Origin of the sequence: Streptomyces sp. Z26 (assembly GCF_003665095.1) — a bacterium.
In the GTDB taxonomy this organism is placed as follows: domain Bacteria; phylum Actinomycetota; class Actinomycetes; order Streptomycetales; family Streptomycetaceae; genus Streptomyces; species Streptomyces phytohabitans.
This window is the reverse complement of sequence record NZ_RCHV01000002.1, coordinates 3352674-3374954: the sequence shown is the minus strand read 5'-3', so window position 1 is coordinate 3374954 and position 22281 is coordinate 3352674. Positions and strand designations below refer to the sequence as shown.

18 protein-coding genes, 1 tRNA gene, 1 pseudogene and 1 CRISPR repeat array are annotated in these 22281 nt (G+C 72.9%); of the genes and pseudogenes, 12 read left to right on the top strand and 8 right to left on the bottom strand.

What is annotated here, in order from left to right:
- Window positions 1-127 precede the first annotated feature (127 nt).
- From D7M15_RS14975 to D7M15_RS14950, 6 genes are all read right to left on the bottom strand, one after another.
- Window positions 128-763, bottom strand: coding sequence for a SigE family RNA polymerase sigma factor (locus tag D7M15_RS14975; protein WP_240649314.1), 636 nt, complete (start codon window positions 761-763; stop codon window positions 128-130).
- A gap of 155 nt (window positions 764-918) precedes the next feature.
- On the bottom strand, window positions 919-2040 hold the full coding sequence (locus D7M15_RS14970; RefSeq protein ID WP_346428809.1) for a DUF1906 domain-containing protein: 1122 nt from the start codon (window positions 2038-2040) through the stop codon (window positions 919-921).
- A gap of 295 nt (window positions 2041-2335) precedes the next feature.
- Entirely contained in the window at window positions 2336-2569 is a 234-nt protein-coding gene (locus D7M15_RS14965) for a hypothetical protein (protein ID WP_121517976.1), read from the bottom strand.
- A 381-nt stretch (window positions 2570-2950) separates the two neighbouring features.
- Window positions 2951-3619 (bottom strand): O-methyltransferase, encoded by a 669-nt coding sequence (locus D7M15_RS14960; RefSeq protein WP_121517975.1) that lies wholly within the window; start codon window positions 3617-3619, stop codon window positions 2951-2953.
- 304 nt (window positions 3620-3923) lie between these two features.
- A complete protein-coding gene (locus tag D7M15_RS14955) occupies window positions 3924-4607 on the bottom strand; it encodes a response regulator transcription factor (RefSeq protein WP_121517974.1) in 684 nt (227 codons plus the stop codon).
- A gap of 5 nt (window positions 4608-4612) precedes the next feature.
- Window positions 4613-5800 carry a histidine kinase gene (locus tag D7M15_RS14950; RefSeq protein WP_121517973.1) on the bottom strand — a complete coding sequence of 396 codons (1188 nt, stop codon included), beginning with the start codon at window positions 5798-5800 and terminating at the stop codon, window positions 4613-4615.
- A gap of 228 nt (window positions 5801-6028) precedes the next feature.
- Between D7M15_RS14950 and D7M15_RS14945 the strand changes: the two genes are divergently transcribed.
- The 10 genes from D7M15_RS14945 to cas2e all read left to right on the top strand — a co-directional run bounded on the left by D7M15_RS14945 (window position 6029) and on the right by cas2e (window position 17531).
- On the top strand, window positions 6029-6289 hold the full coding sequence (locus D7M15_RS14945) for a hypothetical protein (protein WP_127201752.1): 261 nt from the start codon (window positions 6029-6031) through the stop codon (window positions 6287-6289).
- A 101-nt stretch (window positions 6290-6390) separates the two neighbouring features.
- Window positions 6391-7044, top strand: coding sequence for a hypothetical protein (locus D7M15_RS14940; RefSeq protein WP_121517971.1), 654 nt, complete (start codon window positions 6391-6393; stop codon window positions 7042-7044).
- Between the two features lie 18 nt (window positions 7045-7062).
- A CRISPR array of direct repeats spans window positions 7063-7885; the repeat unit is 28 nt; unit sequence GGTCCATCCCCGCGTGCGCGGGGAGCAG.
- A 290-nt stretch (window positions 7886-8175) separates the two neighbouring features.
- Window positions 8176-11136: a CRISPR-associated helicase Cas3' gene (gene cas3, locus D7M15_RS14935; protein WP_165906256.1), complete on the top strand. Its 2961-nt coding sequence runs from the start codon at window positions 8176-8178 to the stop codon at window positions 11134-11136.
- On the top strand, window positions 11126-12880 hold the full coding sequence (gene casA / locus D7M15_RS14930) for a type I-E CRISPR-associated protein Cse1/CasA (protein WP_240649313.1): 1755 nt from the start codon (window positions 11126-11128) through the stop codon (window positions 12878-12880). Before cas3 ends, casA begins: the two co-directional genes overlap by 11 nt.
- A complete protein-coding gene (gene casB / locus D7M15_RS14925; RefSeq protein ID WP_121517969.1) occupies window positions 12877-13551 on the top strand; it encodes a type I-E CRISPR-associated protein Cse2/CasB in 675 nt (224 codons plus the stop codon). The genes casA and casB overlap by 4 nt, the downstream gene beginning before the upstream one ends.
- 9 nt (window positions 13552-13560) lie before the next feature.
- Window positions 13561-14763 (top strand): type I-E CRISPR-associated protein Cas7/Cse4/CasC, encoded by a 1203-nt coding sequence (gene cas7e / locus D7M15_RS14920; RefSeq protein ID WP_121517968.1) that lies wholly within the window; start codon window positions 13561-13563, stop codon window positions 14761-14763.
- Window positions 14760-15455 carry a type I-E CRISPR-associated protein Cas5/CasD gene (gene cas5e / locus D7M15_RS14915; protein WP_121517967.1) on the top strand — a complete coding sequence of 232 codons (696 nt, stop codon included), beginning with the start codon at window positions 14760-14762 and terminating at the stop codon, window positions 15453-15455. Before cas7e ends, cas5e begins: the two co-directional genes overlap by 4 nt.
- Window positions 15455-16207: a type I-E CRISPR-associated protein Cas6/Cse3/CasE gene (gene cas6e / locus D7M15_RS14910; RefSeq protein ID WP_121517966.1), complete on the top strand. Its 753-nt coding sequence runs from the start codon at window positions 15455-15457 to the stop codon at window positions 16205-16207. The genes cas5e and cas6e overlap by 1 nt, the downstream gene beginning before the upstream one ends.
- On the top strand, window positions 16204-17178 hold the full coding sequence (cas1e, locus tag D7M15_RS14905; RefSeq protein WP_121517965.1) for a type I-E CRISPR-associated endonuclease Cas1e: 975 nt from the start codon (window positions 16204-16206) through the stop codon (window positions 17176-17178). The genes cas6e and cas1e overlap by 4 nt, the downstream gene beginning before the upstream one ends.
- Window positions 17175-17531 (top strand): type I-E CRISPR-associated endoribonuclease Cas2e, encoded by a 357-nt coding sequence (cas2e, locus tag D7M15_RS14900; RefSeq protein ID WP_121517964.1) that lies wholly within the window; start codon window positions 17175-17177, stop codon window positions 17529-17531. The genes cas1e and cas2e overlap by 4 nt, the downstream gene beginning before the upstream one ends.
- Window positions 17532-18287: 756 nt before the next feature.
- Here the strand turns inward: cas2e and D7M15_RS14895 are convergent.
- Together D7M15_RS14895 and D7M15_RS14890 are read right to left on the bottom strand one after the other, a co-directional pair.
- Window positions 18288-18374 (bottom strand) — tRNA-Ser (locus D7M15_RS14895).
- Between the two features lie 125 nt (window positions 18375-18499).
- Complete coding sequence (locus tag D7M15_RS14890) at window positions 18500-20218, bottom strand: trypsin-like peptidase domain-containing protein (RefSeq protein WP_121517963.1); 1719 nt, start codon at window positions 20216-20218, stop codon at window positions 18500-18502.
- 273 nt (window positions 20219-20491) lie between these two features.
- Between D7M15_RS14890 and D7M15_RS14885 the strand changes: the two genes are divergently transcribed.
- Both D7M15_RS14885 and D7M15_RS29050 read left to right on the top strand, forming a co-directional pair.
- A complete protein-coding gene (locus D7M15_RS14885) occupies window positions 20492-21280 on the top strand; it encodes a glycerophosphodiester phosphodiesterase (protein WP_240649658.1) in 789 nt (262 codons plus the stop codon).
- Window positions 21281-21492: 212 nt separating this feature from the next.
- Window positions 21493-21970, top strand: a pseudogene (locus D7M15_RS29050) (ATP-binding protein); the annotation flags it as partial.
- Window positions 21971-22281: the final 311 nt, after the last annotated feature.

Genomic DNA, 22281 nt, shown 5'->3' with positions numbered 1-22281 from the left:
CGCGGCGCGGGAAGGGCGTATCACCCGAAGATCGGCGCCACCGGAACCGCCGGTCGTCGCGCGGGGCGCGGTGCGTACCGGCGCCGGCGGGCGGGACGGGACCCGGGTCGGCGTACGGGACGGGGTGTCACGCCGCCGTCGCGGCCTCGACCCGTCCCAGACTCCGCACGGTGTCCCCGCGCTCCCCGCGGCCCGCCCGCGCCACCGGCTGCTCGCCCCGCGTGTCCGCGACCAGCTGCGGGTCCTCGCGCAGCTTCGCCAGGGCGCGCGAGACGGCGCTCTTGACCGTGCCCACGGAGACGCCCAGCACCTCGGCCGTCTGGACCTCGCTCAGGTCCTCGTAGTACCGCAGGACGACCATCGCGCGCTGCCGCGCGGGCAGCTTGAGCACCGCGCGCCACATGGCGTCGCGTACGGCCTGCTGTTCGGCCGGGTCGGGCCCGGGGAGCGGTTCCGGTTCGGGCAGCTCCTCGACGGCGAACTCGTCGATGCGCCGCTTGCGCCACTGCGAGGTGCGGGTGTTGACCAGGGCGCGGCGGACGTAGCCGTCCAGCGCGCGGTGGTCCTCGATCCGCTCCCAGGCCATGTACGTCTTGGCGAGCGCTGTCTGCAACAGGTCCTCGGCGTCGCACGGGTTCGCGGTCAGCGAGCGGGCGGTGCGGAGGAGCACCGGGCCGCGCGTCCGCACGTACGACGTGAACGTGAGCGGCGTCACGGTCGCTTCGGAGCTGTTCGTGCTCCTTACGGTGCCAGGCGTGGTCATGGCTCAACGCTAGAAGCGCGGGGGTACCGCCGGGATCGCCCGGAGGTCGCGATGGCGCGTCACCCTCAGGGAGTACGGGTGTTGCTAAGTACACCTTCTGCGGGTGGAGGAGGTACGGCGCAGGCATCAGGGCACACCTCAGGGTGACTCCAGCGTCACCGTACGACGGCCACGGGGGCGTCCACGACGTTCTTGTCGATCTGGAGCGTCCGGCCGCCGAACGTCTGCTTCACGTTCCCCGCGTACTGGTGGATACGCCGGTGCGGCTGCCACGAACCGGGCGCCAGCACGGGCTCGCCGTGCACGTTCGGGCCGACGCGCCAGCGGGCGAACCACATCGCGGCCGGGAGGTCCCGCGTACCCGCGGCCCGCGCGCCCTCCAGATGGCTCACGCCGGAGACGGCGCTGCTGTAGAAGCCGGGCACGTAGTCGAGGCGGCGCACCTCGCGGTTCCAGCCGCGGATGAACGAGAGGGTCGTACGCCCGCACTTGGCGTCGCGCTGGTCGTACGCCTCCATGTCGAGGTAGAGCGCGCTGCGTTCCGCCATGCCCAGCCCGCGCGCCCGCGCGACCGCGTCGCGCCCCTCGCGTACGCCCTGCTGCCACGCGCCGTCCGCGTCGATCGCGTACGGGCGCTTGCGGTCGGCGTGCACGCACGGCGACTGCGACCCGACGTACAGGGGCAGGAGACGCCAGCCGAGGCCGGTCACCCCCTGGACCCAGTCGCGGGTGAGGTTCGGCTGGTTCGGGCAGGCGCGGCCGCGACCGCCGATGTAGACGCCGACGGCACGGTACGGGGACGCCTTCCACGCGCGCATCGTGGACAGCGGGGGCGCGACGCAGGTGTCGAACGCCTCGCCCTGGAACACCTTGGCGCCGGAGGTCGTCGGGTCGGCGGCGGCGTCGGTGTCGACGGCGGCGCTCGGGTCGATCTTCGAGGTGTCGATCGTGGGGCCGGTGGTGGGCCCGGGGGTGGAGCCGGTGGGGGGCTCGCCGCTCGCGGACCGGCCGGGGGCCTGGACACGGGCCTCGGCCCGGGTCCGGCCGTCGGGCCCGGTCCGCGCCTGGGCCTGGACCTGGGCCTGGGTGCGCGTCGGGGTCGCGGTCGGCGTCGGCGTCGCGTCCGGGGAGAGGGACGGGCGCGGGGCCGCCGGGCGGTCGGCGCTGTCGGCGTTCGCGGAGGGGGTGGCCGCGGTGGCGAGTCCGGCCAGCAGGGAGGCGAGCGCCGTCATCGTGATGACCGTTCGTCGCACAATGTGCTGATGTGTCTGTCGCATGGCCAGAGTGAAAGCGGCGCGGACGACCGGACGGGACAGACATGCCGGTCGCGGCGGGACATTCAGCCGTTCGCCGCAACGGCGCCCGGCGCGCCTCCCGTACGCCCGCGCACCCCGCCGCACCAGACGCACACCCGCGTACGCGCGTACGGGCCCGCGCGCGGGCGTCGCGTACGGCGCCCGCAGCCGTACGCGACGCCCGCCCGGAGGACGACGGCGGCGCACCCGTACCCGCAGTACGTGTGCGCCGCCGCCTCGACTCCCCCAGCACTCGCCCCTCAGGACGAGGCCGCGCTCACCAGAGGTTCGTGAACGTGATCACGGTGTCGGACTGGTCCACCACGGCGAAGGGAGAGTTGTTGATGCTGGCGTTGTTGGCCTCGTTGGAGGCGCCGGAGCCCACGGCCCACTGGTTGTTGACGGTCGAGTTCAGACCGTCGTCCGCCTGCGCCACGCCTCCCATGACGGCGAAGGCCAGCGGAAGGGCGGCAACCGCGGCGATGACGCGGGCGGTACGGATACGTGCCATGTTCTTGCTCCTCCATGAACCGCAGATTCGGTGTTTCCCCCCGGCGCCCGGTCGAACCGGCCGGCCGCCGTGATGTGACTGCGACGTCGCGGAAGCAGAGTTGCCCACGGGACACCCGTCACACCAGCCCGAGCCGGACTATTCGCTCGCAAGCATGGCGATCTGTCGATAAACCCGCTTCACGCCCCCAACTCGCCACACGCCGGGCGTACGCCGCACACCACCCCCGGACGCCCGAGCTGAACCGTTTCTGCGCATTTCCGGCCATCTTCAAAACCGCAGGTCAGGGCGTGCGCCCCCGGCGCACGCGCACGCCCGCCACCGAACCCGCGTACGAATCGGGCGCGCGGCCCGCACCACGCGCCTCTCCCCGTACGGCGCCTACGCCATGACCCGGGCCAGCACGAACCCGTCGTAGCCCTTGCTGCCCACCGTCTGCACCGCCGTCGCGCTCAACCGCGGGTGAGCGCCGATGAGTTCGACCAGGCGGCGGCTGCCCTCCGTGCCGGGATCGGTCGCTGCGGGGTCCGCGACGGCGCCGTCCCGTACGACGTTGTCCCCGATGACGAGGCTGCCGGGCCGGGTGAGCCGGAGCGCCCACTCCAGGTACGAGGGGTTGTTGGGCTTGTCCGCGTCGATGAACACGAGGTCGAACGGGGCCGCCGGGTCGTCCACCAGCCCCGGCAACGTGTCCAGCGCGGCCCCCACCCGCACCTCGGCCCGCCCGTCGAACCCGGCCCGCGCCAGGTTCGCCCGCGCGACCTCCGCGTGCGCCGGGTCGGCCTCCAGCGTGACGAGCCTGCCGTCCGCGGGCAGCGCCCTGGCCAGCCAGATGGTGCTGTAGCCGCCGAGGGTGCCGATCTCCAGCACCGTACGGGCGCCCTGCACGAGCGCGAGCAGGTGCAGCAGCTTGCCCTGCGGCGGCGAGACGCTGATCTCCGGCAGCCCGGCCGCGGTGGCGGCGGCCGTGGCCGCGTCCAGCACGGCGTCGGGGCCGATCAGCCGGTCGGTGAGGAACTGGTCGACGGCGGTCCACTGGTTCTGGGACATGCGTTCCTTCCCTGGAGTACGTGACGGCGGGGTACGTGACGGCGGGTGCGCGGACCGCCACGTCAGGGTGAACGTGCCGGAGGGCGCCGTCCATCCCGTACGGGCGCGGGACCCGTACGGGTGCGGCGCGGACCCGTACGCCCACCCTGCGTCGGACACACCGTCCGGCCGGATCCGCCGGGCCCGTCGACCCCGAGGTGGCACCGCATGGCGCACGCGAGCACGTCGGCGCTCGCCGCGCGCGCGGCGGCGGCGGAGCGGGAAGGACACTGGCGGAGCGGGTAGGAGGCCGGGTGAGCGGTGGTCACTCCTCCGCGTCGCGTACCACGAGGGCGATCTGCACCCTGTTCTCCACCGCCAGCTTGGCGAACAGGCTGCTGGTGTGCGCCTTCACCGTGGCGACGCTGATGTGCAGCCGCCCGGCGATCTCCGGATTGCCCAGGCCGTCGGCGATCGCGCGCGCGGTGTCGAGTTCCCGTTCGGTCAGCGCGGCGAGGCGCTTCCGCGCGGCCGCGCGGGACGCGGTCCGGGCGTCGGAGCCGGAGGTACGCGGCCCGGTGGCGGCGGCGATCACGCGCGCGGTGGCCTCGGGGGACAGTACGGGGTTTCCGTCGGCCACCGTCCGTACCGCCTCGACGATCCGCGCGGGGGGAGTGTCCTTGAGGACGAAGCCGAGGGCACCGGCGCGCAGCGCGCCGAGCACCATGTCGTCGGAGTCGAAGGTGGTGAGCACGAGCACACGCGGCGGCGCGGGGCGGCCGAGGAGTTCCCGGGTGGCGCTGAGGCCGTCACGGCCGGGCATCCGCACGTCCATCAGGACGACGTCGGGCCGGTGTTCGGCCACGACACCGAGCGCGGCGTCGCCGTCGGCCGCCTCCGCGACGACCGCCAGGTCCGGTTCGCCGTCGATGATCAGGCGCAGCGCCATCCGTACCAGCTGGTCGTCGTCGACGAGGACGACACGTACCAACTCCCGCTCGCTGTCCACGGTCCTCATCTCTCCTGGGGCTGGGGCGGCCAGGGTAGCCGTGCGGTGAGGACGTACCCGCCGTCGGGCGCGGGGCCGTGGTCGAGCGTCCCGCCCGCGAGGGTGACGCGTTCGCCGAGGCCGGGCAGGCCGAAGCCGGACGAGGGCGGACGTACGGTACGGGCCGCCCCGGCGCGGGAGTTGCGCACGGTGACGCGCAGCTCGCCGCCGGGCGACCCCGCCACGGTGACGCGTACGTCCGCGCCGGGGGCGTGCTTCGCCGCGTTGGTCAGCCCCTCCTGCACGACGCGGTAGCAGGTACGGCCGAGGGCGTCGGACGGCGTACCGGTCACCGTGCCGGTGAACGTGGCGTCCAGCCCCGACGTACGGGCGTCGTCGACGAGTTCGGGAACGCGGTCGAGGGACGGCTGCGGCGGCTCCGGCCGGTCCGGGTCGGCGCGGAGGACGCCGAGCACGTCGCGCAGTTCCTCCAGCGCCTGCTGGGAGCCGTCCGCGATGCCGCGCACCAGGGTGCCGCTCTCCTCGGCCGTGAGGTCGGAACGGTGGCCGAGGACCCCGGCCTGCATGGCGACCAGCGAGATGCGGTGCGCCAGTACGTCGTGCATCTCCCGCGCGATGCGGTTGCGTTCGAGGGCGCGCGCCTGCGCCGCGCGCGCCACCTGCTCCCGTTCCGCGCTCTCCGCCCGCTCGCGCAGGGACCGCAACTCCACGCGCCGCGCCCCGATCGCCGTACCGACGGCCACCGCGATCCCCGCCGTCAACGCGGGGATGACCGCCCGTTCCAGCCACGTCGCGCCGTCGCCCTCCTCCACGGGGTACAGCCCGACGGAGAACGACGACGCGACCACGTACGCCAGGACGACCGCCCCGATCTCCACCGGGCGGCGGCGCGTGGCGATCGACGTCAGCGCCAGCAGCGCGGCGCCGGTGGCAAGCGTCGACGCGGTCGACGCGATCGCGACCGTCATGGCGACGGCCAGCGGGAACCGCCGCCGCCACAGCAGCAGCGTCAGGCAGCCGAGGGCCACCAGCGGGTCGCCGGTGGCGTACCAGGTGCCCGCCTCCGCCGCCCGCCCGTCCGGCAGCAGCACCCCGGTGGACAGCCACACCGGGACACCCACCGCCGCTGCCGCGCCGAGCCGCCAGGTCTGCTGCCACCAGCCGGGGCGGGGCAGCACCACGTCCGTGTTCATGGCGGCAATTCTCGCGAGGACGTACGGGCGCTCGCAGCGGACCTGGGTCGACGGCCGTCCCCGCCCCCGGTCGTACGGGCCCCCCGACCGGGGTCGGGGGCGGCTGTGGACGCCGGTCCGATGTGCCGGGGGCGGCGGCTGAACAGACTCGTCCACGTACCGGAACGGCCGGGCGGGCCGGATGGGCCATCGGCCGGAACGACCGTCCGCGGAAGGGAGTACGTCGTGATGAGCAGAGGCGGCCACGTGGTCCTGGAGGCCCTCGGCATGGCGCTCGCGGCCCTGGCCGCGCCGACCGCGATCCACGGGGTGCTCGACCGGGGGGCCGGGCGGTGGTGGGGGCCGCTCGACCAGTTGCCCGGTGGGCTGGTGGGGCGGACGGTGCTGCTGTGCCTGGTCGCGGCCGTCGGCATCGCGTACGGCGGTTGGGCACACCTGCGACTCCAGTCGGCAGCCGGACGGGGCGCCCCCGGGCCGGGCACCGGTTGACGCTCCCTCCGCGGCATCGCGTACCACCGCGCGCGCGGACGACGGAAACGGCCCCGAACAGGGACAAGCACGGGAACAGGGACAGGAACGGGAGCAGGCACATGCTCAAGGAATGGCGACGGCGTCGGGCCCTCCAGCGCGTCAGGCCCGGAGACGGGCGGGAACTGAAGCGCTTCCGCTGGTGGCAGCAGCTCACCCGGGCCCTGTTCTACCTCCGTACGGCGGACTCCACCGGCCGGTGGACCGTCTACGCCGTGGACGTCCGGCACGGTCAGAACCAGGGCTCCGGCAACGTCGACGCGGAACTGTACGTCGACGGCAGACAGCGCGCCGTATGCCGACTCCCCGCCGTCTTCCCCGTCGAGGGCGGCACCATCGAGGTCGCGATGAGCGGCTTCGGCCTGAAACGCTGCCACCACGTCACCGCCGACGGGCACGCGCGCCAACTCACCCCCGACCCCGCCTCCGCCGAGGGCCGCCGCGCACAACTCGCCCGACGACACCCGACACTGAGCCGCGCCATCGGCGGCGTCTCGGCCGTGGCCCTCACCACCGCGCTGCTCCTGCTGCTCTCCCAGGTGGCGGAGAAACTCACCGAGCCCCCGGAAATCGCCCAGCACATCGGGTCGTTCACCGCACCGGTGCACCTGTCGGTGTGGACGAACATCGCGGTCGTCCTCGTCACCCTGACCGCCAGCACGGAACGCGCCCTCCGCCTCCGCTACCACCACCTCCTGGACGGCGGCGCGGGCTGACGCGCCAGGGCGGACGGAAGTCCATCCCCGCGTGCGCGGGGGAGCAGCCGCAAGGCGTCGTGCGACCCTGCTGGTAAGGAGGTCGATCCCCGCGTGCGCGGGGAGCAGGGGCTCGATCTCGTCGCACCATCGGATGACGAGGGTCCATCCCCGCGTGCGCGGGGAGCAGTGCCTGGCTGATGAGGGCGCGGATCGCGGTGTGGGTCCATCCCCGCGTGCGCGGGGAGCAGGTGGGCTAGGAGCCAGCGGTGAGCGAGTCGGTGGGTCCATCCCCGCGTGCGCGGGGAGCAGGTGGGCTAGGAGCCAGCGGTGAGCGAGTCGGTGGGTCCATCCCCGCGTGCGCGGGGAGCAGGCGGTGCTTGTAGACCGTCCGGTCCCACCACGGGGTCCATCCCCGCGTGCGCGGGGAGCAGGCGGTGCTTGTAGACCGTCCGGTCCCACCACGGGGTCCATCCCCGCGTGCGCGGGGAGCAGCCCCGGCCCCTGCCGCCGCGACCCCGGATGGGGGGTCCATCCCCGCGTGCGCGGGGAGCAGCGACTACCGCGTCATCAAGACGCGCACCGAGGCGGGTCCATCCCCGCGTGCGCGGGGAGCAGGGGCAGGCGCGGGTGGCTGCACGATCGCTCCCGGGTCCATCCCCGCGTGCGCGGGGAGCAGACGTCACGCCGAAGGGATTCGACGGCCTGAAGGGGTCCATCCCCGCGTGCGCGGGGAGCAGGAGTTGCTGGGCTCGGCGCTGGCCGATGCGGAGGGTCCATCCCCGCGTGCGCGGGGAGCAGGCTCATGCCCACTTTTCCCCTGTTGCCGAACCTGGTCCATCCCCGCGTGCGCGGGGAGCAGTCTCGTTGACCTGCGGGTTTATCGGCCCGGGGGACCGTTCCGAGCAACTTTCAAAGATTCCGACATTTCGACCACCCCGTCGAACGAGCCACCGCCTGGCACCGCGCGACGCCCAGCCTAGGCCCCGCGATGCCACCCGAACGAGCGATCCCGACGGACGGCGTGAGGCACGAGAATCGGCCGCGTAGAGAGCCCCCGGGTCCTCAACACACCAACGAGTAACAGGACTTATCAGCCAAAGTCCCTGCATTCTCATGACAGTCACTCTTTCAAAGGATTAAATCCCCTCCATGAACGACGAGGGGCCTGATCCCGCCCGGCTGGGCAAGGGGTTGTCCTCGCCCGCGCGGAAGGTGTGGGCGAAGTCAGACCAGCGTGAGGGCGGTCGGAGTGGGGCGTGGCTGCCTCTGTGGCGGCACATGGCGGACAGCGGAGCGGTGGCCGGGAGGCTCTGGGATCACTGGTTGCCGCGGCAGGTACGGCAGTTGGTGGCCGGGGCTCTGCCGAACGGGGAGTCGGACGCGCGGCTGCTGGTCGTATGGCTGGCGACCGTGCACGACATCGGCAAGGCGACACCGGCCTTCGCCTGTCAGGTGGAGGATCTGGCCGGGGTGATGCAGGACCACGGCTTGGCGATGTCCACGCGACGGCTGCTCGCCGAGCGGAGTGCGGCTCCGCACGGTCTGGCCGGGCAGCTCCTGCTCGACGAGTGGCTGGAGGAGCGGGGCAAGTTCCCCAAGTCCGCGCGCGGGCAGTTCACGGTGGTCGTCGGCGGGCACCACGGCGTACCGCCGGACTCGGATCAGGTCAGGCAGCTCCATGCCAGGAGTTCCCTGTTGCGTACGCGCGGGGCGTCCGAGGCGTTGTGGCGCGAGGTCCAGACGGAGTTGCTGGACGCCGCCGCAGCGGCGTGCGGGGTGGAGGAACGGCTCGGGCCCTGGAGGGACGTACGGCTTCCCCAGCCCGCGCAGGTGCTGTTGTCCGCGACGGTGATCGTGGCGGACTGGATCGCGAGCAACCCGGACCTGTTCCCCTACTACCCCGACGCGCAGAGCCAGACCTCCGCCGAACGGGTCGACGCGGCCTGGCGGGGGCTCGAACTCCCGGCGCCGTGGCGGGCGGTGGACCCTCCGGAGGAGGCGGACGCGCACTTCCGCTCGCGGTTCGCCCTCCCTTCCGGGGCCCACGTACGCCCCGTTCAGGCGGCAGCCGTACGACTGGCTCGTGAACTGCCCGAGTCGGGTCTGCTGATCGTCGAGGCGCCCATGGGCGAGGGGAAGACGGAGGCGGCGCTCGCCGCAGCGGAGGTGTTCGCCGCCCGGTCGGGCGCGGGTGGCTGCTTCTTCGCGTTGCCGACGCGGGCGACGGGGGACGCGATGTTCCCCCGACTCCTGGACTGGCTGGGCCGGTTGCCCGACGAGGACGGGAAACGGGGCGCGCGCTCGGTGTTCCTCGCGCACGCCAAGTCCGCCCTCAACCCGCGCTTCACCGAGCTGATGGGCGCCCCGTTCCGATTCCTGTCCGTGGAGCCGGAGGACCGGCGGAAGCGCGGCTCACACCGCGCGAAGGGCGAGGTCTCGCACACCGCCGAACTGGTGGCGCACCAGTGGCTGCGGGGCCGCAAGAAGGGGATGCTCTCCTCCTTCGTGGTCGGCACGGTCGACCAGCTCCTGTTCGGCGCGCTGAAGACCCGTCATCTCGCCCTGCGCCACCTGGCGTTGGCGGGCAAGGTGGTCGTGATCGACGAGGCGCACGCGTACGACGCGTACATGAACACCTACCTCGACGCCGCGCTCGCCTGGCTGGGCGCCTACAAGGTGCCGGTGGTCGTGCTCTCGGCCACGCTGCCCGCGGCCCGGCGCCGGGAGCTGTGCCGGGCGTACGCGGGCGCGGGCGCGTACCCGGAGACGTTGCGGCCGGAGGGAGCCCCGCACGCGTACCCCCTGCTCACCGCCGTCGCGCCGGGCGGTACGGCTGTCGAGCGGACCCCCGCCGCCTCCGGGCGTGCCACGGAGATCCACGTCGAGGCGCTCCCCGACGACCTGAGCGTGTTGACGGACCGGCTCGCCGCCGAACTGTCCGACGGCGGATGCGCGTTGGTCGTCCGCAACACGGTGGCACAGGCGCGCGAGACCGCTGCCGTGCTGAGCGCGCGTTTCGGCGCGTCGGCGGTGACGGTCGCGCACTCCCGCTTCGTGGACCTGGACCGCGCGGCGAACGACACCGATCTGCGGGAGCGCTTCGGGCCACCGGAGACGTGCGCCGCACGGCGACCGGAAGCCGCACACGTCGTGGTGGCCACGCAGGTCGCCGAGCAGTCCCTCGACGTGGACTTCGACCTGCTGGTCACCGACCTCGCCCCCGTGGACCTCGTCCTCCAGCGGATGGGCCGCCTCCACCGCCACGTCAGGGAACGCCCGGCCCGGCTGCGTACCGCGCGCTGCCTGGTCACCGGCGTGGAGCCGGACGACGCGGGCGCACAGGGCGGCGGGTGGACCAGCGCGTCCGGGCCGCCGCCGGTGCCGGTGCCGGGCTCCAAGGCGGTGTACGGGATGTGGCCGCTCCTCCGCGCCGCGACGGTGCTCCGTCCGCATCTCCACGACGGCGGTCCGACCGTACGACTCCCGGAGGACATCAGCCCGTTGGTCCAGGACGCCTACGGCACAACCCCGCAGGGCCCCGAGGGCTGGCAGGAAGTGATGGAGGCGGCGAAGAAGGCGGACGGGGCGCGGCGGATCGGGCAACGGGGGAAGGCGAGGACGTTCCAGCTCACCTCCCCCAAGTCGCCGGGCAGCTCGCTGCTCGGCTGGCTCGACGCGGGAATCGGCGACGCCGACGACACCCAGGCCGGACGGCAGCAGGTGCGCGACACCGAGGACAACGTGGAGGTGCTCGTCGTCCAGCGCACCGCCGACGGGGCACTGCGCACCCTCCCGCACCTCCCCCCGGACGAAAAGGACCGCGTACGCGGCGGGTTGGAGCTGCCGACCGAATCACCGCCGGACGCGTACCGCGCCAAGGTGGTCGCCGCCAGCGCGCTGCGCCTCCCGCGCGAGTTCTCGTACGAGACCGGGGACCAGGCGGTGACGGAGCTGGAGGGCCTGTACGTCGCCGCGTGGCAGGGCCGCGACTGCCATTGGCTGGCAGGGGAGTTGGTCCTCACGCTCGACGAGGACTGTCAGTGCTCACTGGCAGGCTTCGACCTTCGCTACTCGTCCGCCGACGGCCTTGAGGTGACCCGTGCCCCCTGACGCCCATCCTTCACCCGCTCCGGCCGCCGTCGCGGAAGGGGTGCCCTCGTTCGACCTGACCACGCAGCCCTGGCTGCCGGTGCTGCGGCACGACGGCGTCGAGAAGGAGCTGTCCCTCACCGAGCTCTTCGAGCAGGCGGAGGAGATCCGCCGGGTGCCGGGCGACCTGCCCACCCAGGAGTTCGCCCTCGTACGGCTGCTGCTGGCGGTGCTGTACGACGCCCTGGACGGCGGCCCCGCGGAGCGCGGCGCGTGGGAGGAGTTGTGGACGGGCGGACCGGAGGCGTTCCCGGTGGCACGGATCACCGGCTACCTGGCCGAGCACCGTGAGCGCTTCGACCTGCTGCACCCCGAACGCCCGTTCTTCCAGGTGGCGGACCTGCGCACGGACAAGGAAGACGTCTTTCCGCTGGACCGGATCGTCGCGGACGTGCCCAGCAACGACCGGTTCCTCACCATGCGCGCGCACGGCGCGCAGCGGTTGTCCTTCGCGGAGGCGGCCCGCTGGGTGGTGCACGTCCACGCGTGGGACGTCGCGGGCATCAAGTCCGGTGCGGTGGGCGACCCCCGTAAGAAGGCGGGCAAGGTCTACCCGAACGGCGTCGGGTCCGTGGGCATGCTCGGCGGTGTCCTCGTGGAGGGGCTCAGCCTGCGGGAGACGCTGCTGCTCAACCTGGTCCCCCGCGACGAGACCGCCCTCCTCCAGCACGACGACCGGGACCTCCCCGTCTGGCGCCGCCCGCAGCCGCCCGGGGCGGCTCCCGAGACGGACGCCGACGCCCGCCCGTACGGGCCACGCGACCTGTACACCTGGCAGGCCCGGCGGGTGCGGCTGCACCACGACGGGCGGGAGGCGTACGGCGTGGTCCTCGCGTACGGCGATCCCCTCCCCTACCGCAACATGCACGGCCGCGAGCCGATGTCGGGCTGGCGGCGCAGCGAGCAGCAGGAGAAGAAGCTGCGCGAGAGCCCGGTCTACCTCCCCCGTACCCACGATCCGTCCCGTACGGCCTGGCGGGGCCTGGCCTCACTGATCACCGGCTATCCGCCCGAGGCCGTCCAGAAGTCCGGCAGAGGCGCGGACCCGGGCATCTCGCCGCGCGTGCTCGCGTGGCTGGGCGACATGGCCGTGGAGAGCGACGCGCTGGACCGGAACCACGTGGTCCGGGCGCGGTTGCTGGGCTGCCGGTACGGCACGCAGCAGTCGGTCGTCGCCGACGCCGTGGACGACAGCCTCGACATGTCGTTGGTGCTGCTTTCCCCCGACGACCCGACGTTCCGCGACATCGCGGTGCAGGCCGTGCAACTCGCGGAGAAGGCGGTCTGGTTGCTGGGCAACCTCGCCAGCGGGCTGGCGCAAGCCGCGGGCGCGGACCAGGAGACGCCCCGCGCGGAAGCCCGCGACAGGGGTTTCGGTGACCTGGACGACCCGTTCCGCCACTGGCTGGCGCGCCTCGGCCCCGACACGGACCCGGAGGCGCTGCTGGAGGTCTGGCGCCGTACCGCGCACGACCGCGTACGGGCCCTCGGCCTGGAGCTGGTCGAGGGCTCCGGCGAGGCCGCCTGGGAGGGCCGGGTCCTGCCGACCGCGCAGGGCGGGACGTACTGGCTGAACTCCGCGAGCGTCGAGAACCACTTCCGCAGGCAGCTGCGCGTCCGGGTCCTCCTGCCCGAGGAGGACGACTCGACGGACACCACCGGCGACGCCCCGTCCGCCGACCGACCCGAGGAGCCCACACCATGAGCACCGACCCCCCGGCCGCCGCCTCCTCTCGGCGGGGCCCGTACGAGCCGGGTCACGTCGGCCGTACGGTGCGGGACTTCCTGCTGCCGCTCCAGAAGGGCTACCTCAAGGACGAGGCGTGGACCGTCGCCCGGCTCGCCCAGCTCCGGCGCGGCGCGGGGAAGGCGCCGGAGGAGGTGCCGGAGCTGTTCGGTCTGACCGGCACCGAGAAGCTGTACACGGGTGAGAAGTGGGAGTGGGACAGGGAGCACGCCCCCACCGCCGTCCATCTGGCCGTCACCCTCTACGCGCTGCACCAGCAGTCGCAGCGCGCGCACCCGATGAACGTCGCCGGGCACGGACTCGGCGGTGCGGTAAGGGCGTTGATGCCGCCCGGCGAGATCGACGAGCCGATCCGCCGCCGCTTCGTCCGCACCGCCGGGGCCACCTCGGCAGGTGTACTCGCCTACCGGCTGCGGGAGTTGGTGCTGCTGCTACGCCGTGCCGGTCAGCCGCTGGACTACGTCCGCCTCGCGGACCAGATCGAGCGGGCCCTCGACCCCGGTCGGCGGCTGCGGGTCCGTCAGGAGTGGGGACGCGACTTCCACACCTGGCGCCCGCCCAAGAACACCGACAACGCGCCCCCTTCCGACGACGGCGGTACGCCCGCCACCGACCAGGACACCGAGTGAGGAACGCCCGTGAGCCGTACGATCGTTGACATCCACGTCCTCCAGACCGTCCCGCCGAGCAATCTGAACCGGGACGACACCGGCACGCCCAAGAGCGCCGTCTACGGCGGGGTGCGCCGCTCCCGGGTCTCCAGCCAGGCGTGGAAACGCGCCACCCGTACGGCGTTCAAGGAGCTGCTCGACCCGGCGGAGCTGGGCGTACGCACCAAGAAGGTCGCCCAGCTCATCGGTGAGTCGATCCGCGATCTGGAACCGGCGACGACGCACGAGGAGTCCTGGCAACTGGCCAAGGCGGTCGTGGAGGCCGGTACGGGCACCAAGCTCGCGGTGCCGGAACGGAAGAAGCCCAAGAAGGGCGAGGAGGCTCCCGCCGAAGACGAGAAGCCGCTGCCGCCGGAGTCCTCGTACCTGATGTTCCTCAGCGCGCAACAGCGCAGGGGCCTGGCCGAGTTGGCCGTCGAGGGCCGCGCCGACATCGCCGGGTTCCTGAAGGTCAAGGAGAACAAGGAGCGGGCCCGACAGATCGCGGACACCCGGCACTCCGTGGACATCGCGCTCTTCGGCCGGATGGTCGCCGACGGCGCCGACATCAACGTGGACGCCGCCGCCCAGGTCGCGCACGCGCTGAGCGTGCACGCGGTGGAGAACGAGTCGGACTACTACACCGCCGTCGACGACCGGAACGAGGACGGCGAGACCGGCGCCGGGATGATCGGCACCGTCGAGTTCAACTCCGCGACGCTCTACCGCTACGCCGCGGTGGACGTCGACCGGCTGGCCGACAACCTCGGCCAGGGCCTGGCCGAGGACACCGACCCGGCCACCCCCGTACGCCGCGCGGTGGAGGCGTTCATCCGCGGCTTCGTGTCCTCGCTGCCCACCGGCAAGGTGAACACCTTCGCCCACCACACCACGCCGGACGCGATCGTCGTGAAGCTGCGCGAGACCCGACCGGTCAGCTTCGTGGGCGCGTTCGAGGAGCCGACGATGGGGGAGTCCGGCAGCGGCCACGTACGGCAGGCCAGCGAACGGCTGGTGGAGCAGATCGCGGACGTGGAGGAGAAGTTCGGCGAAACCGCCGAGGCGACCTGGGTGGTGCAGGTGGGGCGAAACACCGCCAAGCTCGCCGAGGTCGGCACCTCCGTCACCCTGGACGAGCTGGTGGCGGGTGTCGGCGCGGCGGTCGCGGAGCGGCGGGGCGGCACGCGGTGAGCGTGCTGCTGCTCCAGCTCGCCGGCCCGCTCCAGTCGTGGGGCACCGCCTCGCGCTTCCCCCGCCGGTCCACCGAGGCGGCCCCGACGAAGAGCGGGGTCGTCGGCCTGCTCGCCGCCGCCCTCGGCCGCCCCCGTACGGCGGACATGTCCGACCTCGCCGCGCTGCGCTTCGGCGTACGGATCGACCAACCGGGCACGCGCGTACGGGACTTCCACACCGCGCATCACCAGGTCAGCGACAAGGCCATGCCGGTCACCGAGCGCTTCTACCTCGCCGACGCGGTGTTCCTGGCCGCCGTCGAGGGGCAACGGGCGCTGGTCGAGGAGCTGCGCTCCGCCGTACGGGCCCCACACTTCCTGCCGTTCCTCGGCCGCCGCGCCTGCCCGCCCGCACGGCCGCTCGACCTGGCCGTACGGCACGACGTGACGCTGGAGGAGGCGCTGCGGGAGCAGCCGTGGCTCGCGTCCCCCTGGTACCGGCGGCGGGTCGAGGCGGCGCCGGAACGGCTGCCCGTGGTCGTGGACTCCGGGCCCGGCGACCCGCCCGGGGACATCGTGGCCGACCAGCCGCTCAGCTTCGACCCGCGGCACCGCCGGTACGCCCGCCGTACGGTGCAGCGCGGCACCGTGCCGGGGCCGGGCCCGACCGTACCGGCACACGATCCGATGCCGTCGCTGGAGGACGACTGATGTACCTCACCCGCTTCCGCGTCAACGTCGCGCGTTCCGGGGCCCGTTATGTGCTCTCCTCACCACAGCGGCTGCACGCAGCGGTCCTGGCCGGTTTCCCCGGCCTGCCCGCCGACCCCGCGGCCAGGCCCCGCGTCCTCTGGCGGCTGGACCACGGCGACCGTGCCGACGTGCGGCTGTACGTCGTCAGCCCCGACCGCCCGGACCTCACGCACCTGGTGGAGCAGGCGGGCTGGCCCACCCTGGCCGAACCCGACGCCCCCGGCTGGGAGAGCCGCCCCTACCGGCCGTTCCTGGGCCGCCTCGCCAAGGGCGACCGCTGGTCGTTCCGCCTCACCGCGAACCCGGTCCACTCCATCCGCCGGAAGGACGGCGAACCGACCAAGCGCACCGCCCACGTCACACCGCGCCACCAGCTCGGCTGGCTGCTGGAGCAACGCGCCCGGCACGGCTTCGACCTGCTGACGGGAATCGCACCGGACGCGGAGGAACCCCTGCACCGCTACGCCGTGACCGTCCACGGCCGCCGCGACCTCTCCTTCCGCAAACAGACCGACGAACCGCCGCCACGTACGGCCACGGGAAACACGAACCGACGCGGCGCCCCGGTCACGTTGGTCACGACCGTCTTCAGCGGCCGCCTGGAGGTCACCGACCCGGACGCCCTGCGGAACGCCCTCACCCACGGCATCGGCCGCGGGAAGGCGTACGGCTGCGGGCTGCTCACCCTGGCACCGGAGGGGACCGGATGACGACCGTCGGCAGACGCGGCGCCTCGTCCCCACGCGAACTGACCCGGATCGGCGACCGGTTGTCGTTCGTCTACCTGGAACGCGCCGTCGTCCACTGCGCCGACAACGCGATCACCGCGGCGGACGGCGACGGCGTACGGCATCTGCCGTCCGCGACGATCGGCACCCTGCTGCTGGGCCCGGGTACGACCGTCTCTCAGCAGGCGATCCGGCTGCTGGGCGAGAGCGGCGTGGGCGTCGTCTGGGTCGGTGAACACGGCGTGCGCTACTACGCCGGAGGCCGGGCGCTCTCCCGTTCCGCCGCCCTGGCCGAAGCACAGGCCCGGCTGTGGGCGAACCCGCGCAGCCGACTGTCCGTCGCCCGCGCGATGTACGCGCTCAGGTTCCCCGACGAGGACCCCTCCGGTTGCAGCCGCCGGACGCTGCTCGGCATGGAGGGCGACCGGGTCAAGGCGTGCTACCGCACGGAGGCCGCGCGTACGGGCATCCGCTGGCGCGGACGCCGCTACGTCAAGGGCGACTTCGCCTCCGGTGACGCCCCGAACCAGGCCGTCACCGCTGCCGGGCAGTGCATGTACGGCGTCGCGCAGAGCGTGATCGCGGCGCTGGGCTGCGTACCCGGCCTGGGCTTCGTCCACTCCGGTCACGAACTGTCCTTCGCTCTGGACATCGCCGACCTGTACAAGACGGAGATCGGCATCCCCGTGGCCTTCGAGGTCGCGGCGGAGGACGAGGAGGACGTCGGTGCCCGCGTACGCCGCGCGGTACGCGACCGTGTGCATTCGTCCGGGCTCCTCGAACGCTGCGTCCAGGACGTCAAGACGCTGCTGGCACCGGGCACGGCCTCGGAAGCCGCCGAGACCTCCGACGAGCACACCGCCGATCCGATGCGCGACCGGGTGTCCCTCCAGTCCGACGGAGGCGAGGAGCTGGAGTCCGGCCGCAACTACGGCGAGGGTCTGATCTGGTGACCGTGATCGTCCTCACCAACTGCCCCACCGGGCTGCGGGGCTTCCTCACCCGTTGGCTGTTGGAGATCTCGCCAGGCGTCTTCGTCGGCAACCCCTCGGCCCGTATCCGCGACGCGTTGTGGGCGGAGGTGCGGGAGTACGCGGGGGAGGGGCGCGCGCTGCTGACGTATACGACCGACACGGAACAGGGCTACACGTTCGAGACCCACGACCACCACTGGCTGCCCGTGGACCACGAGGGCATCACCCTGATCCACCGCCCCACCGAACGCCCCACCGGCCCCACGGCCGCGACGACCCCACCCCGCCAGGGGTGGAGCACCGCGGCCAAACGCCGCCGCTACCGCCGCTGAACGTAGCTCGACGGATCCCGCTGCGCGGCCCGGACCCGCCTGCTCCCGGGGCGCGCACCGCTTCGAGCGTCAGTGTCGCGCTACCGCAAGAGCAAGGATGACGATCGCAAGCGCACGCGCGAAGCGGTCGGTGAGCCACGTCGACTGCCTTGTGCTGGCGAGCGCACGATCCAGCGAGTGTCGGATTTCATGGCCCCTATCGCTGTGTGAAGCCTGACCCATAACTAACCCTTTCGACTTGCGGAACTGAAGCGAGAAGCGGAGCACGCGCATGGACGCATTGCTTCACCAGAATTTTTCTGTCGGAGCCGAGTATGCACTGAGGCACAGCCTCTTGCCAGTCAGTGGGATCGCCTTCACCACCTCGAACTTATATTCTTAATAGCTCCATCCCGCGGATGACGCTACCGCGTTCCAAAATCAAGTTTCCCAACCGCAGGAGGGGCCCGGCCAACCCCTCAGCCATTCCCCTCACTCGAATCCCCGCATGCGCGAGGAGCAGGCGAAAGCCCCATCGACGGATGACGCTACCGCGGGAGCATCCCCCATGGGGACTTCAATCCAGTCCATTAAACCGCAGCAAGGGTCATAGTCATGAACGCTCGATAGGTATGAAACAAAGCAGTCAGGAGCGATCGAAGTTGACGTGCAATCGTCAACAAAAGCCACGGAAGTGCAAGGGGAACGTCAGTACTGGGACACATAACGGCCCCTGACCAGTGGGTTAGTCAGGGGCCGATCTCGTTGCTCTCAGCGCGGAGGCGGTGGGATTTGAACCCACGGAGACATCGCTGCCTCGACGGTTTTCAAGACCGTTCCCTTCGGCCGCTCGGGCACACCTCCCTGTGCCGCCTCGGCGAGGCGGCACAGGGACAGCCTAACCGGAGGGAGCGGGCCCGTTCACCCGCCCGTACGGGGCTGACGGCCGCTCGGGGACGGCCCGCCGCCGCCCCCGTACGGGCGCCGCGTCAGCCGTCGCCCTTCTGGCTGCCGAGCGTCAGGTCCGTCGTGCTCTCCTTGCCGTTCCGCTCGTACTTCACCTTCACCGTCTCCCCCGGTTCGTGCGACCAGATCGTCGCGATCAGGGTGGGGCCGCTGTCGATCGCGCGCCCGCCGAGTTCGGTGATCCGGTCGCCCGCGCGCAGGCCCGCCTTGTCGGCGGGGCCGCCCTTGGTGACGGCTTCGCCGCCACCGGCGTCGTTGTCGACGATGGGGGCGCCGCGGCCCTGTTCGCTGCGGTCGACTCGCACGCCGATCATGGGGTAGACGGGTACGCCGGTCTCGATGAGCTGGGTGGCGACGCGCTTGGCCTGGTTGACGGGGATGGCGAAGCCGAGGCCGATGCTGCCGGACTGGCCCTGCCCCATGCCGCCGTCGCTGCCGCGGATCGCGGAGTTGACGCCGATGACGTCGCCCTTGGCGTTGAGGAGGGGCCCGCCGGAGTTGCCGGGGTTGATGGAGGCGTCGGTCTGGAGGGCGTTCATGTACGAGGCGTCGTCGCTCTGTCCGTCGCTGGAGGCCACGGGCCGGTCCTGTGCGCTGACGATGCCGGTGGTGACGGTGCCGGAGAGGCCGAACGGGGCGCCGATGGCGATCGTCGCGTCGCCCACCGTCATCTTGTCGGAGTCGCCGAGGGGCAGCGGGGACAGTTCGCGGTCGCCGGCGTTCTTGAGCTTGATGACCGCGATGTCGTAGCCCTTGGCGTTGCCGACGACCTCCGCGTCGTACGCCTTGCCGTCGGAGAAGGTGGCGGTGAGCTTGCCGCCACCACCGGCGGCACCGGCGACGACGTGGTTGTTGGTGAGGATGTGGCCTTCCTCGTCGAAGACGAAGCCGGTGCCGGTCGCGCCCTCGCCGCCGCCCGTCTCGATGGTGACGACGCTGGGGAGCGCCTTGTCCGCGATGCCCGCTACGGAGTTGGGCGAGCGGTTCAGCTCCTTGGAGCCGGCGTCGCCGGTCGACGAGACGGTGGTGGAGCCGGACGAGTCGTCGTCCGCGGCCCAGAAGCCGATGCCGCCGCCGACGCCGCCCGCGACCAGCGCGGCCACGACGACGGCCGCGATGAGCGCGCCCGGTCCGCGGCGGCGTCCGCCGGGCGGGGGCGCGGCGGGCTGCGAGTGCCACGGGTTCTGCGGCCCGTCGCCGCCGGAGCCGTGTCCGGCCTGCCCGCCCTGTCCGGCGCCGCCGTCGGCGGGTCCGCCGCCGTACGCGCCGGGGGGCGGCGGGGGCGCGGCCGCGCCGGAGCCCCACTGGCCGCCGTTGCCGGGGGGCTCCGCGGCGTTGGCCGTCGGCGCCTGCGACGGAGCGGGCGGCTGCTGCTGCGGGGCCTGCCCGGGGGGCGGCGGTACGACGGGGGGCGGGGCGGAGGCGCCGACGGGCGGCAGTACGGCCGTGGCCTCGGTCTCCCCCGCCGGTGCGGGCGCCTGCGGCGCGCCCCGCGCGGGGTCCCGTGGTCCGCCGAACGCCGTGGTGACCGCGTCGTGCGCGTCGCTCCCGGCCTGCGGGCCGCTCCCGGCGTGCGGCGCCGGCTCGGGGAGCGGGAAGTCACCCTCGTCCTGCGACGCGGCCGAGCGCTCCGGCGACGGCGACGGGTGAGCGCCCGGCGTGCCGCCGGGCGTCGCGTCTCCCTGCGTGGGGTGAGGACCGGCCGCGGGCGTGACGGCCGGGCCCTCGTTCTCGGTGCTCACAGCTATCTCCTCAGGTACACGACATCGCGGAACGGGCGGGCATGTCTTCGGGTTGTGTCATCAGCATTTCCCATGCTCCGTCAGCGGGGCGTAAACCACCCCGCCCGACCGGACGACGAACCTTTACTTCGGGCGATTCGCCGCATTCACCGTACGCACCCGTGCCCGCATCCGCTCCGGTCATCACACCGGTGGCACGATAACCCGGTGACACGCCCGAGCCGCCCGAGCCGCCCCGGACCGCAGCCCCTCGGCGCCAGGCCGCCCTCCGCCATCTCCGTCGTGGCGCACCGCGGCGCCTCCGACGCCGTGCCGGAGCACACGCTGGCCGCCTACCGCAAGGCGATCGAGGACGGTGCCGACGCCCTGGAGTGCGACGTACGGCTCACCGCGGACGGCCATCTCGTCTGCGTCCACGACCGCCGCGTCAACCGCACGTCCAACGGGCGCGGCGCCGTCTCCGCCCTCGAACTCGCCGAATTGGCCGAGCTGGACTTCGGCTCCTGGAAGGCGGGACAGGGCACGCAGCGCGGGCGGGACCCGTACGAGTCGCCGGACAGCGTGGACCCGGAGCACACCTCCGTCCTCACCCTGGAACGCCTCCTCCAGCTCGTCGCCGACGCGGAACGCCCCGTCGAGCTGGCCATCGAGACGAAGCACCCGACGCGCTGGGCGGGGCAGGTGGAGGAGCGGTTGCTGGAGCTGCTGGACCGCTACCGTCCCGCCACCCCCGTACGCGTCATGAGCTTCTCCGCCCGTTCGCTGCACCGCATCCGCGCGGCGGCACCGGAGTTGCCCACCGTCTACCTGATGCAGCTGCTCCTGCCGCGCCTGCGGGACGGGCGGCTGCCGCCGGGCGTACGGATCGCGGGCCCCGGCATCCGCATCCTGCGGGCGCACCCCGAGTACGTGGAGCGCGCGCACCGCGCGGGGCACGAGGTGCACGTGTGGACGGTGGACGCGCCCGAGGACGTCGAACTGTGCGCGCGGCTCGGCGTGGACGCGGTGATCACCAACCGGCCGGAGCGCGTACGTGCCCAACTGCGGGCACCGCTCGGGTGACCGGACCGGACCGGACCGGACGGAGGGCGAAACGGAGTGGCGCATTCCCTACGTCCCTCCGCACGCCTTCTCGTACGTCCCTCCGCGCCGTTCGCACACTCCCTACGGGCGGCACCCGTACCGTTTTCGTCCTCCGCGCGCGGAGGACGATTCGGCGCCCCGCGCGGGACCCGGGGTCGTACGGGCGCTCGCGCCGTATTCGATTGTCACGAATGCGTCAAGAGAACGTGCATGGCCGGTTTCCTGCGCAGTTCCGCGGGGCATCCATGTCCTTGGTGTGGGGGCGGCAAGGAGGTCTCGGGGGTGGCGTTCGTGGTGGCACAGGGGGTGCCCGCTTCGTCGACCATGGCCGTGCCCCATGGGCCGGCCGGAGTCGGGGCGGCACGGCGCAGGATGCGCCGGGAACTTCTCGCGGACGGTGCGCCGGACGCGATCGTGGACGACGCCGTACTGATCCTTTCCGAACTGCTGAGCAACGCCTGCCGGCACGCCCGCCCGCTCTCCCCGGACAGCGCCGGGGAGTACGTACGGGCGGCGTGGTGCCGTGACGCGGCAGGCGAGTTGACGATCTCCGTCACCGACGGCGGCGGCCCGACCCGGCCGCGCGCGTCCACGCCATCGGTCACGGCGCGCGGCGGGCGCGGGCTGGCCATCATCACGTCGCTGGCGAGCGACTGGGGCATCGACGAGTACGGGCACGGCCACCCGGGCTCCTCGGGACCGGGCTCCACCCCCACCTCCACGTCCGGCTCCGGCCCCTCCGGCGGACGCGCTCGCCGTACGGTGGCGGGTTCACGCGCCGGTACGCGCAGGCGGGACGGCGCCGACCGCGCGGGCGCGGGAGCGCGCGCCGGTGGCGCCCGGGGCGGGGCGGGACGACAGGCCGGGAACCCGTTCGGAGGGGGCGGTTTCGGCCGCGGTGCGGGCGGTGCCGGTGGGGCAAGTGGTGCGCCTGGTACGGGTGGTGGCGCCGCGACGGTTCCGGCCGACGAGCACGGCGT

What these genes read in the sequence shown, in the direction of transcription:
- D7M15_RS14975 (WP_240649314.1), bottom strand. Translation starts at nt 763, where the DNA reads ATGACCACGCCTGGCACCGTAAGGAGCACGAACAGCTCCGAAGCGACC.
- D7M15_RS14970 (WP_346428809.1), bottom strand. Translation starts at nt 2,040, where the DNA reads ATGCGACAGACACATCAGCACATTGTGCGACGAACGGTCATCACGATG.
- D7M15_RS14965 (WP_121517976.1), bottom strand. Translation starts at nt 2,569, where the DNA reads ATGGCACGTATCCGTACCGCCCGCGTCATCGCCGCGGTTGCCGCCCTT.
- D7M15_RS14960 (WP_121517975.1), bottom strand. Translation starts at nt 3,619, where the DNA reads ATGTCCCAGAACCAGTGGACCGCCGTCGACCAGTTCCTCACCGACCGG.
- D7M15_RS14950 (WP_121517973.1), bottom strand. Translation starts at nt 5,800, where the DNA reads ATGAACACGGACGTGGTGCTGCCCCGCCCCGGCTGGTGGCAGCAGACC.
- D7M15_RS14945 (WP_127201752.1), top strand. Translation starts at nt 6,029, where the DNA reads ATGAGCAGAGGCGGCCACGTGGTCCTGGAGGCCCTCGGCATGGCGCTC.
- D7M15_RS14940 (WP_121517971.1), top strand. Translation starts at nt 6,391, where the DNA reads ATGCTCAAGGAATGGCGACGGCGTCGGGCCCTCCAGCGCGTCAGGCCC.
- cas3 (WP_165906256.1), top strand. Translation starts at nt 8,176, where the DNA reads ATGAACGACGAGGGGCCTGATCCCGCCCGGCTGGGCAAGGGGTTGTCC.
- casB (WP_121517969.1), top strand. Translation starts at nt 12,877, where the DNA reads ATGAGCACCGACCCCCCGGCCGCCGCCTCCTCTCGGCGGGGCCCGTAC.
- cas6e (WP_121517966.1), top strand. Translation starts at nt 15,455, where the DNA reads ATGTACCTCACCCGCTTCCGCGTCAACGTCGCGCGTTCCGGGGCCCGT.
- cas1e (WP_121517965.1), top strand. Translation starts at nt 16,204, where the DNA reads ATGACGACCGTCGGCAGACGCGGCGCCTCGTCCCCACGCGAACTGACC.